Raw genomic sequence first — 3,728 nt, forward strand, 5'->3', positions numbered from 1 at the left:
GCCAGCGGCTTCACCAAGGTCCAGGCCGAGCGCGAAGTCGAACTCGCGCCCGCCGCGCCGCCCGAAGGCGCGAAGGGCAAGGCGAAGAAGACTGCGGCCGCGCCGACGCGCGTCAAGATGCTCGACGTGATCGCCGACCGCTTCCGCCTGGGCCGCGCCGAACGCGCGCGCGTGATGGAGGCCATCGAAGTCGCGCTCAAGCGCGGCAGCGGCCACATGACCGTCTACTGCCTGCCCGAGGACGGCGAGCCCGACCTGTGGCGCTACTCGCTGGGCCTGCACTGCCCCGAAAGCGGCCTGGGCTACACCACGCCCATGCCGTCGCTGTTCTCGTTCAACTCCGCCGTCGGCGCCTGCGAAGCCTGCCGCGGCTTCGGCCGCGTGATCGGCGTCGACTGGGGACTGGTGATTCCGAATGAGAAGCTCACGCTGCGCACCGGCGCCGTGAAGGCCATCCAGACTCCCGCATGGAAGGAAATCCAGGACGATCTGCTGCGCCACGCCGAAGCCGAAGGCATTCCGCGCGACACCGCCTGGGCGAAGATGACGGCCGAGCAGAAAGCCTGGGTGCTCGACGGCTCGCCCAACTGGAACGGCAAGTGGAACCAGACCTGGTACGGCATCAAGCGCTTTTTCGAATACCTCGAAAGCAAGGCCTACAAGATGCACATCCGCGTGCTCTTGTCCAAGTACCGCAGCTATACCGAATGCCCGACCTGCCTGGGCGCGCGCCTCAAGACCGAAAGCCTGCTGTGGCGCCTGGGCAGCAAGGCCGGCGCCGACGCCGTGCTGCCGCCCGCGCAGCGCTTCATGCCCGCGGGTGTCTCCTGGAGCCGCGCCCAGCTCGAAGCGCTGCCCGGCCTGTGCCTGCACGACCTGATGCGGCTGTCGATCAACCGGCTGCAGCAGTTCTTCGCCACGCTGGCGCCCACCGAACAGGCCCAGGCCTCGGACGGCGAAGCCCAGGCGCTGAAGATGCTGCACGCCGAAATCCATACGCGGCTCAAGTACCTGGCCGATGTCGGCATCGGCTACCTGACGCTGGACCGGCAAAGCCGCACGCTCAGCGGCGGCGAAGTGCAGCGCATCAACCTGACGACGGCGCTCGGCACTTCGCTGGTCAACACGCTGTTCGAGCTCGACGAGCCCAGCATCGGCCTGCACCCGCGCGACATGCTGCGCATCACCGAAGCCATGCAGCGCCTGCGCGACGCGGGCAATACGCTGGTGGTGGTCGAGCATGACCCGGCCGTGATGTTCGCCGCCGACCGCGTGATCGACATGGGCCCGGGCCCGGGCGCGCGCGGCGGACAGATCGTGTTCGACGGCACGCCCGAAACCCTGCGCCATGCGGACACGCTGACCGGCGCCTATATGGGCGGCCGCAAGCAGGTCGGCTTCGGCTTCAAGCGCATGGTCACGGATTCGACGCCGCGGCTGGTGCTCGAAGGCGCGCGCGAGCACAACCTGCAGCACCTCGATCTCGACTTCCCGCTGCAGCGCCTGGTCACCGTGACCGGCGTCAGCGGCTCGGGCAAGTCCACGCTGATCCAGGACGTGCTCGCGCCCGCGCTGCTGCGCCACTTCGGCAAGCCCACCGATTCCGCGGGCGCGTTCGACCGCCTGATGGGCGCGGACCACCTGAGCGACGTGGTGTTCGTCGACCAGTCGCCGATCGGCAAGACCGCGCGTTCCAATCCCGCGAGCTATGTCGGCGCCTGGGACAGCATCCGCGAGCTGTTCGCGGTCGCGCCGCTGGCGCGCCAGCGCGGCTATACGGCGTCCAAGTTCAGCTTCAACAGCGGCGACGGCCGCTGCCCCACCTGCGGCGGCTCGGGCTTCGAGCATGTCGAGATGCAGTTCCTGTCGGACGTCTACCTGCGCTGCCCAGACTGCGACGGCCAGCGCTACCGCCCCGAAATCCTCGAAGTGCATATCGAGCGCCATGCGGCCGGCGAACTGCAGCCGCGCCGCCTGAGCGTCGCCGATGTGCTCGAACTCACGGTGAGCGAGGCCGCGGCGCTGTTCGCCCAGGACCGCGACGTGGTGCGCGCGCTGCAGCCCATCGTCGAAGTCGGGCTCGAATACGTCAAGCTCGGCCAGCCCGTGCCCACGCTCAGCGGCGGCGAGGCCCAGCGCCTCAAGCTCGCGGGCTTTCTGGCCGAGGCCGCGAAGACCGCGTCCAAGTCGCGCCAGGCGATCGCGCGCAAGGGCACGCTGTTCCTGTTCGACGAGCCGACCACGGGCCTGCATTTCGACGACATCGCCAAGCTGATGCGCGCGCTGCGCAAGCTGCTCGAAGCCGGCCACTCGCTGATCGTCATCGAGCACAACCTCGACGTGATCCGCGCCAGCGACTGGCTGATCGACCTGGGCCCCGAAGGCGGCGAGGGCGGCGGCTTCATCGTCGCCCAGGGCACGCCCGAAGACGTGCGCCAGCACCCCAGCTCGCACACTGCGCAGGCGCTGCGCGAATACGACCTGGCGATGGGCGTGGGCGGCCAGCTGGTCACCGAAGTCGCGCCCATGCTCTACCCGCGCGCGGCCAAGGCCGTGACCGCGCCGGCCGCGAAGAACGTGATCGAGATCGTCAACGCGCGCGAGCACAACCTCAAGCAGCTGTCGGTCGAGATTCCGCGCGGCAAGTTCAACGTCGTCACGGGCGTCAGCGGCTCGGGCAAGTCCACGCTGGCGTTCGACATCCTGTTCAACGAAGGCCAGCGCCGCTACCTCGAGTCGCTCAACGCCTATGCGCGCTCCATCGTCCAGCCCGCGGGCCGGCCCGAAGTCGACGCGGTCTACGGCATTCCGCCCACGGTCGCGATCGAGCAGCGGCTGTCGCGCGGCGGGCGCAAGTCCACGGTGGGCACGACCACCGAAGTCTGGCATTTCCTGCGCCTGCTGTATGTGAAGCTCGGCACCCAGCACTGCATCCACGACGGTGCGGCCGTCGAGCCGCAGACGCCCGACAGCATCGCCGCGCAGCTGATGACGCAGTTCCGCGGCCAGCACATCGGCCTGCTCGCGCCGCTGGTCGTCAACCGCAAGGGCGTCTATACCGAACTCGCCGACTGGGCGCGGCCGCGCGGCTACACGCATCTGCGCGTCGACGGCGAATTCCTGCCGACCACGGGCTTTCCGCGGCTGGACCGCTTCAAGGAACACAGCATCGACCTGCCCGTGGCGAGCATCGAAGTCTCGCCGGCCAACGAAGCCGAGCTGCGCCGCCATCTGGCCCAGGCGCTCGAACTGGGCAAGGGCGTGCTGCATGTGCTCAGCGGCATCGACGACCTGGGCGCGGCCATGGCCGGCGGCAAGAGCACGGCCGGTGTCGGCAAGCTGCAGGCGTATTCGACGCAGCGCGCCTGCCCGGTCTGCGCGACCAGCTACGCCGAACTCGATCCACGGCTGTTCTCGTACAACAGCAAGCATGGCTGGTGCCCCGACTGCGTGGGCACGGGCGTCAAGCTGACCAAGGACCAGCGCCAGGTCTATGACGACACGCTGATGGCCGAAGACAACCGCGGCCGCGAAGTGAAGTTCGAAGGCCAGGAAGTCGAAGACCTGGCCGAAGTCACCTGCCCCTGCTGCGCGGGCACGCGGCTCAACGCTACGGCGCGCGCCGTGCGCTTCCACGGCGTGGGCATCACCGATATCGCCAGTCTCGCGGTCAACGACGTGCGCACCTGGGCGCAGAAGCTCACGCTTACCGGCCGCGAAGCCGGCAT

General features: G+C 68.9%; 1 protein-coding gene. It reads left to right on the top strand.

Translation table 11 applies throughout. The features are described from left to right. Window positions 1–3,728 (top strand): excinuclease ABC subunit UvrA (locus tag D3H34_RS31040; RefSeq protein WP_491047152.1); only part of this gene is annotated, 3,728 nt, incomplete at both ends.

The sequence above is a fragment of the Acidovorax cavernicola genome (genome assembly GCF_003581445.1).